Raw genomic sequence first — 7,473 nt, 5'->3', positions numbered from 1 at the left:
GGGCCTGAGCGACAACCGCTCGTCGTGCCTCGTTGTTGGCGTTGAGCTTGACCTCGATGATGATTGGTCGACCGTCGGCCTCCACCGCCAGAACGTCAGCTCGACCGCTCATGGGGAGGGTTATTTCACGGCCTACGACGGTGATCCGTGGACTTCCACTCAGAGGAAGCAGTTCTGGCGTGCCCATGACCATGCCGTGCAGCGCGGCCTCGTTCTCGTACGGCGCCGAAGGTGCGGGCTTCCACACGCCGTCACCAGCCTGCATCCAGATCGCATTCATATTCTCGATGGTGCCAGTAGTAGCCACTCACCGAAGCGATTTCGTCAGCGTCAAGCACATCAGATAAAGCATGACCATCAGATTCAGGCGTCGCGTTTCGGCGGCAGAGATGCCGGTCGCTCCCCGATCACCACCACTCCCGATCACGACCCCAGTATCAGGACACATCCGCCACGGCTCGTGCAGTCGACTCTTGACCGAGTGCAGTCCACTTCTGAAACTGACACGCTGCCTTCCTTCACATGGCAGCTTGACTTGAGGTCCAAGGCTTTCTCTACCGCGCTACCTGTGTCCCACAATCGACCCCTTCTGACCCACCGAGCTGCGAGACACCGATCGCTGCAGCGGTGACCGATTGGGATCGATGACCGGTCACCGATCCCCGCGCGATCAACACCGGCCTGGTCCACTCGAACGAGAACGCCACAGTCTTCGACTCCACAGCCTGCGCGGCTTCACATCCACGACCACAGGACCGGCGTTCGTGAGCAGCAGCAGAAAGTCGGGAAATGTGCAGGCGTTCCTTGCCGTCGACAGGGAGCCACAGAAGAAACGGTAGAGCGATGCGCTGCACCCCCACGTCGAAATCCGCGAACAGCAGCCGCGCCAACTCCAGACGCGATTCGTAGATCACATGCCCGGACTCGGTCGCCGACCAATCGGTCCAGCCGACGGGCCGCGCACGTACGCCTTCCGGCGCTACGGTGAGTACGCGAGTGGTTAGCGGAACACGGAGAAAGGTTCCCTGTCATGCCTTCAGAAATTGCGCTCTGGCGCGTGGATGGTCAGCCGACCCGAATCGAACCGGCGAAGATGCCTCTCGAATCACGGCTCGAAGAAATCATCGAATCAGACCCAGCGATGCTCGGACAGCCGCTTCTGCTCATCGGCCGTCAAGTCCCGACCGCCTACGGGAAATTGATCGATCTCCTCGCGATCGATGCGGACGGTTCGCTGCACGTCCTCGAACTCAAGCGTGACCGCACGCCTCGCGACGTAGTCGCTCAAGTCCTCGACTATGGGTCCTGGGTCCAAGACCTCTCCAACGAAGAAATCCGCGAGATTTACGCGCACTATCGCCGAAACGCGAGCACACTGGAAACCTTCGACGAGGCGTTCGCCAAGAAATTCGGGGACAACGCGCCTGAGACCCTGAACAGCGCGCACACGCTGACCGTCGTGGCCAGTGAAATGGACCCCGCCACAGAACGCATGGTCATGTACCTCGCCAACGGCTACGACGTACCGATCAATGTGCTGTTCTTCGCCTACTACGAAGACGCCGACCGCAGTTACCTTGCGCGAACTTGGATGATCGACGAGACCACGACTGTCGCGACCCGCACATCCAGCTCGAACCGCAAACAGGAAGCCTGGAATGGCCAAGACTGGTACGTCAGCTTCGGCGAGGAATCCGGATCACGTAACTGGGACGATGCTCGGCGGTACGGCTTCGTCTCCGCCGGCGGCGGCAAGTGGTTCTCGCGAACACTGCGCCAAGTTCCCATTGGTGGGCGCGTATTCGTTTACATCCCCAAGGTGGGCTACGTCGGCGTCGCCGATGTCAGCGGCGCGGCCACCCCGTTCCAGACTGCCACGGTCCGGATCGGTGAGGACGAGCGGAAGCTTTCCGAGATGGATTTGTTGGGCTCGTACACACATACTGTCAACGACCGCTCCGACAGCGAGGATTACGACGAGTGGGTCCTACCTGTGTCATGGATTAAGAGCGTCGACAAGGCAGACGCTCTTCTGAAGCCGGGATTGTTTGCCAATCAGAACTCCGCCTGCAAATTGCGCAATCAGTTCACGCTCGACGAAGTCACGACGTTCTTCGACCTGACCTGACCCCAAGATGCTGCCATGGGGGCAGATGTCAACCAGCTCCGTCCGCTGACATTCCCATTGCCGGGGCCCTGCGTGTCAGGGTGAGTTGAGTCCACTGGTTCACAACAACCCCACCTGATGCAGGGCGAGATACGGATCGACCGAATATGACCAGCCCGACCGCTACAGCGATCACAGACCACAATGGACGGATGGATCCAGCACATCCGAGAGCCGACGGCCCGCGTCGGCGCCGCACCTTCACCGCCGCGGACAAGATCGCCCACCTCGCGGCGTACGAGCACGCCTGCGAACACGATGGCGGCGGCGCATACCTGCGCAGCGAGGGGCTGTACTCCTCGCTGATCAGCGAATGGCGCAAGCAGCGCGACGCCGGTGTGCTCGAGGGAAAGAAGCCTGGCGAGACGGTCGGCAAGCTGACTTCCGAACAGGCCGAGATCGCGAGGCTGACCCGTGAAAACGCTCGCCTGAGCAAGCGTCTGACCACTACCGAAGCCGCCCTGGATATCATGGGAAAAGCACACGCTCTCTTGGAAACTCTCTCCGAGAGAGCGGATTTCGACGACAAGAACAACAAGCGATGACCCTCGCCTGGTCCGAACTCGCCGACGTCGGCGTCGGTACCCGGGCGGCGAGCGAGCTCACCGGCCTCGTCCGTTCCACCCCGCAACCCGACGGCGTTCCGCCGGGCGGCGGCCCACGCCGGCAGCATCGGCCGGTCCGGCACCGGCACCGGTGAACAAGCTCACCGACCTCGAACGCCGCCGCGTCCTCGAGGTCTTGGGCGGTGCCCGGTTCGTCGACCGGGCACCGCTGGAGGTCTACGCAGAGCTCCTCGACGAGGGTACGTATCTGTGCTCGGTGTCGACGATGTACCGAGTCCTGCACGAGAACGCTCAGGTCACCGAGCGTCGGAGGCTCGCGCGGCACCCGGCGAAGGCGTGCCCGGAACTGGTCGCGACCGCGGCGAGGCAGGTGTACTCGTGGGACATCACGAAGCTCGCCGGTCCGGCGAAAGGCCAGTACTTCGATGCGTACGTCATGATCGACGTCTACTCCCGCTACATCGTCGGTGTTCATGTCCACACGCACGAATCCGGATTGCTGGCAAGAGAATTGATGGAACAAATCTTCGCGGTCCATGGTGGCGTGTCCCCTGTGAACGGGGCCAGCTTGTTTTAGAGTCCTGTTGCCCGCGAATTGGGCGGATAGGACGATGGAGAACATGGCTGGACGGAAACGGAACTCCGCAGAGGACATCGTGCGCAAACTGCGCCGTGCCGACGAGCTGACTGCTGCGGGCAAGACGCAGGAGGAGGCCGCCGCGGAGCTCGAGGTGTCGGCGGCGACGCTGTACAACTGGCGACGCCAGTACGGCGGCATGGACACCGACGCGGCGAAGGAACTCAAGGAGCTCCGCGAGCAGAACAGCAAGCTCAAGCGCCTGCTCGCCGAGGCCGAGTTGGAGAAAGACGCGCTGCGGGAGGTTGCGAAGGGAAAATTCTGAGCCCGGCCGCCAAACGCTGCGCCGCCGACATGCTCGTCTCCACTATGGGCATGTCGAAGCGATTGGCGTGCAAAGCGGTTGGGCTCGCCCGCTCTACCTACGCCCGAACACCGGTCGCTCAGACGCCAGCAGACCCCGATGCCGCTCTGAGAGCGACGCTGCGCGACTACGCCCGTACGCACCCACTGCACGGTTTCCGGCGCGCCTGGGCGCATCTGAGGCACGATCAGGGCGCCGTGGTGAACAAGAAGAAGATCCACCGGCTGTGGAAGGAGGAAGGCCTTCAGGTTCGGATCCACCATCCACGCAAACGAGCCGGTGTCAGCTCGTGCCCGCAGATCGAGGCCGATGCTCCGAAGGTTGTGTGGGCTATGGATTTCCAGTTCGACTCCACGGTCGACGGAAAGGCCATCAAGATCGCTTCGATGGTCGACGAGCACACGAGAGTGTCGTTGCTGAACATCGTGGAGCGCTCGATCACCGCGCAGCGTTTGACCGACGAGTTGGACAAGGCGTTCGCGTTGTGGGGTGGACCGCCGCTGGTGCTGCGGATGGACAACGGTCCCGAATTTATTTCGACTGTGCTGCAACAGTTCTGCAAGGATCGAGTGAATATCTCGTACATTCCGCCGGGGACGCCGTGGAACAACGGGCACATCGAATCTTTCAACAATCGGCTGCGGAAGGAATGCCTGAACCGGAACCATTGGACGAGTCTGCTCGAAGCGAGGGTGGTGATCGAGGACTTCAAGGACGACCACAACCATCGGCACCGGCACTCGTCGCTGGGTTACCTGACGCCGGCCGAGTACGCTGCCAACTGTACCCACACCCACCAACCGGTGGACGGGTGCGAGATCGACTGAACTCAAACAAGCGCGACTCTAAAACCACGCGGTCCGACTATCGGGGACCTGCCAATGGCATCCCGAACGTGGTCCACGCCGACCGCGGAACATCGATGACCAGCAAGACCGTCGCCGTGCTCCTCGCAGATCTCGAGGTGACACGCTCGCACTCACGCCCGCGGGTATCGAATGACAACCCGTACTCGGAGTCGCTCTTCAAGACGTTGAAGTACGGCCCGGAATTCCCTGAACGGTTCGGATCGCTCGGTGAGGCCAGAGAATTCATGGAAAGCTTCACCAACTGGTACAACCATGAGCATCGGCACACGGGCATCGGCTTACACACCCCCGCCGACGTTCACTTCGGCCTCGCGGCCGGCAAGGCCGCTGACCGGAGGGATGTCCTCGACGCGGCCCGCAAGCAACACCCGCACCGCTTCGGTACCACGTCGGCACCGAAGATCCTCGACCTACCCGACAGCGTCTGGATCAACCGACCAGCCGACGAATCCGAGGACGCAGAGGACTCCGAAACCGCAGCCGCTTAACACCCACTGGACTCAGACGCCTTGACAAGTTCCGGGGCGCTGAAGTCGGATGCAACTTCTGTCGAAAAACCTCCTTCCGCCACGGGACACAAACTGCAGAAACCCCCGAAATTGTGTCGGTAACCCGCGACGGAAGTCTATGTCGAAAAACCTGATTGGTGAGGTTTTCGACATATGCTGACCGGTTAAGCGCGCGTCTCCAGCGCAGACCAGAATCCCGACCATCAGGTCGATGCCCCGCGCAGGGCCGACGTGGATGTCAAGAACATTCACGTCGAACGTGCCGGCGGCGCCGAAGCTCCACGGGCACGACGACCGTCACCGGTGCGAGCGACCGCCCCGCTTCGGCCTCGGTGACTACCGCAGTTCCCAGTCGGCGCTCGCAGTATCGCCCGCGGCGGCATGCTCCAACGCTTCCTGCGCGTAGTGCTCGGCCCAGCCCGCATGATAATTCGTGTCCTCGACCTCGAACTCGGCCCACCCGGCAGAGTCGGCCGCCGAGGCAGCCTCGTCGGCTGCCACTTGGGCACCTTCGACCGGGGATCGCGCTGAGTGACGAACGATGCGAGATGGCGGACTGGCCCCCTACCGGATCTGGTACTGGACGCTCACGTGACGTCGTCGAGGATCCCGAGCAGCTCGGCCAACAACTGGTCGGCGCGGTCTTCGATGTCATCGAGAAGGGCTGTGACATCACTCAGGCCCTGGTGGGCGTTGCGGCGGGCCTCGATTCCCCGCTCGTAGTAGTGCGAGTCGAGGACACGCTCCGATCCCATCGGGTTGGTGGGCGCCAATGCCTTCCGCAACCGCGGTTGCGGAAGGGTGTGTGTCGGTGCTCTGCCGGACAAGTGGGCCTGGGTGATGGCGGTGATGGCGCGTGCGGTCAGCGGCGCCGAGACGAGCGGAGTGTGACCCCAGCGGTTGATCGAGGTCAGCAACGGTCTTTCATCGGGTTGGTAGGCGGCGTCGAAGCCGGAGAGGTCGCCACCGGCCTTGAAGTGGTCGGCGAGAGCGCGAGTGGCACCGTGGTTGCGGTCGAGGAATCCAAGGACCTCCGTCCACCTCCGATGGACCGTGGCCATTGCGATTTCGGGTGACTCGAGGGTGGCGGGAAGGACGATCTGGTCACCGGCGACGGTGAGGCGCAGGGATGCATCGTTGTCACCCGTGACGGTGATGTCCCGTCGGCGCAGCCGGGCGATCTGCTCGAAACCCACTCCCGCCGCAGCGAGGACGAGAATGAGGGTGTCGCGTCGGCCGAATAGTCCTGCAGGCCAACCGGTGACCGGAATCTGAGCGATCCGCTCGGCGACGAGGGCCGAGATGCGTTCGAGGCGCGCAGCTCGTCCGGTGTTGAGGGCGCGGCGGATCTCTTCACTGCTGCCGGGGGCGGGGTATCCCTGCCGGCGGTGGACGGTGTTGATCACGCTGACCCGGCGTCGTTGCGTGGCCGCGGCGGCGGGGTTGTCGTGCAGGAATCGAGCCAGCTGGTGTGGGGTGGCGGGTGTCGGTGGCTGGTCGGTCGCGGCGCACCAGTCGGCGAACAGCGCCCAGACATGCTGATCCCGGGCAGAGAGGCGGAGCGATGGAGCACCGGCGCCGGGTGTGGTGGCGTACATCGTCAAAGTCCGAGGATGGTGACGGCGTTGCCGACGAGCGGGGTGCGTTCGCGGGCGTATACCTCGACCATTTCCGGTGTGGTGTGCCCGGTTTGACGCATGATTGCGTGCGCGTCGGCGCCGTTGCGGAAGGCCTGGGTGACGAAACCGGCGCGCAACGAGTGTCCGCCGAGCTGATTCACCAGGGCGGCGTCGTACCCGGCTTGTTCGGCACGGCGACGAATCGCCTTGTGCACCGCCGCCCCGGACAGCGCCGTCTCGGAAAGATTGCCGTTCTTACGGATCGACCGGAACAGCGGCGCCCGCGCTGTGGTGCGCGGAACCGCACCCCGGCACACATGCGAGTCGAACGGCTCCACGGTGGTGAGGAGCCGGATCACGCCGGGGCGGCCGCGGCTGTCGAACGCGGCCACGACCTGCGCCCACCGCACGTACGCACAGGGTGGGCAACTGTCGTGGCGGTGGGTGAACGGCAACGCTCGCACGGTGCCAACGCCTTCCTGATCGGTCTTCGACCGGCGCAACCGCACGTGCACACCGTCGTGCCGGTCCACGCTCACGTCGGCGCCGCCCAACCCGACCAGCTCGCTGCGCCGGAAAGCACCGGCGAACCCCATCAGAATCAGCGCACTGTCGCGGCGTTCGAGCACCGCGTCCGCCCACCCGGTCACCGCATTCCGGGCGGCGGTGGTGATCGTGACGATGTCCGTGGTCAGCAGGGCGGCACGGGCCTTGCGGGGCCGATCCCCCACGGCGGCATAGTCACGACGGATTCCGGACAGGGTGGCGCGCACGATCTCCTTGCCGGTCGGGGACTCATGGC

9 protein-coding genes and 1 pseudogene are annotated in these 7,473 nt (G+C 63.7%); 6 read left to right on the top strand and 4 right to left on the bottom strand.

Going from position 1 to position 7,473, the window contains the following annotated elements:
• On the bottom strand, positions 1-280 hold a 280-nt coding region (locus WAW17_RS21095; protein ID WP_422334861.1), incomplete at its 3' end, for a hypothetical protein.
• Between the two features lie 750 nt (positions 281-1,030).
• Here WAW17_RS21095 and WAW17_RS21090 point away from each other — a divergent pair.
• From WAW17_RS21090 to WAW17_RS21065, 6 genes and pseudogenes are all read left to right on the top strand, one after another.
• Positions 1,031-2,128: an endonuclease NucS domain-containing protein gene (locus WAW17_RS21090; protein WP_422334860.1), complete on the top strand. Its 1,098-nt coding sequence runs from the start codon at positions 1,031-1,033 to the stop codon at positions 2,126-2,128.
• Positions 2,129-2,274: 146 nt separating this feature from the next.
• A complete protein-coding gene (locus WAW17_RS21085) occupies positions 2,275-2,712 on the top strand; it encodes a hypothetical protein (RefSeq protein WP_422334859.1) in 438 nt (145 codons plus the stop codon).
• Positions 2,709-2,867, top strand: a complete 159-nt coding sequence (locus WAW17_RS21080) for a hypothetical protein (RefSeq protein ID WP_422334858.1) — start codon at positions 2,709-2,711, stop codon at positions 2,865-2,867. The genes WAW17_RS21085 and WAW17_RS21080 overlap by 4 nt, the downstream gene beginning before the upstream one ends.
• Positions 2,864-3,310 carry a DDE-type integrase/transposase/recombinase gene (locus tag WAW17_RS21075; RefSeq protein WP_422334857.1) on the top strand — a complete coding sequence of 149 codons (447 nt, stop codon included), beginning with the start codon at positions 2,864-2,866 and terminating at the stop codon, positions 3,308-3,310. Before WAW17_RS21080 ends, WAW17_RS21075 begins: the two co-directional genes overlap by 4 nt.
• A 43-nt stretch (positions 3,311-3,353) precedes the next feature.
• Positions 3,354-4,501, top strand: a protein-coding gene (locus tag WAW17_RS21070; protein WP_422334856.1) for an IS3 family transposase whose coding sequence is annotated in 2 segments (ribosomal slippage) — positions 3,354-3,618 and positions 3,618-4,501 — 1,149 coding nt in all. Because the reading frame shifts where the segments join, the coding sequence is not laid out codon by codon here.
• Between the two features lie 53 nt (positions 4,502-4,554).
• Positions 4,555-5,031 (top strand): annotated as a pseudogene (locus WAW17_RS21065) (transposase); the annotation flags it as partial.
• 357 nt (positions 5,032-5,388) lie between these two features.
• Here the strand turns inward: WAW17_RS21065 and WAW17_RS21060 are convergent.
• The 3 genes from WAW17_RS21060 to WAW17_RS21050 all read right to left on the bottom strand — a co-directional run.
• The gene (locus tag WAW17_RS21060) at positions 5,389-5,553 is read right to left on the bottom strand and encodes a hypothetical protein (RefSeq protein WP_422334855.1); all 165 of its coding nucleotides are present in this window, start codon (positions 5,551-5,553) and stop codon (positions 5,389-5,391) included.
• A gap of 86 nt (positions 5,554-5,639) precedes the next feature.
• Entirely contained in the window at positions 5,640-6,650 is a 1,011-nt protein-coding gene (locus tag WAW17_RS21055; RefSeq protein WP_422334862.1) for a hypothetical protein, read from the bottom strand.
• 2 nt (positions 6,651-6,652) lie between these two features.
• Positions 6,653-7,473 (bottom strand): site-specific integrase (locus WAW17_RS21050; RefSeq protein WP_422334854.1); only part of this gene is annotated, 821 nt, incomplete at its 5' end.

Origin of the sequence: Rhodococcus sp. (in: high G+C Gram-positive bacteria) (assembly GCF_049286785.1) — a bacterium.
In the GTDB taxonomy this organism is placed as follows: Bacteria; Actinomycetota; Actinomycetes; order Mycobacteriales; family Mycobacteriaceae; genus Rhodococcus_F.
Note: the sequence above shows the minus strand (reverse complement) of the source record. Positions and strands in the feature narration are given on the sequence as shown.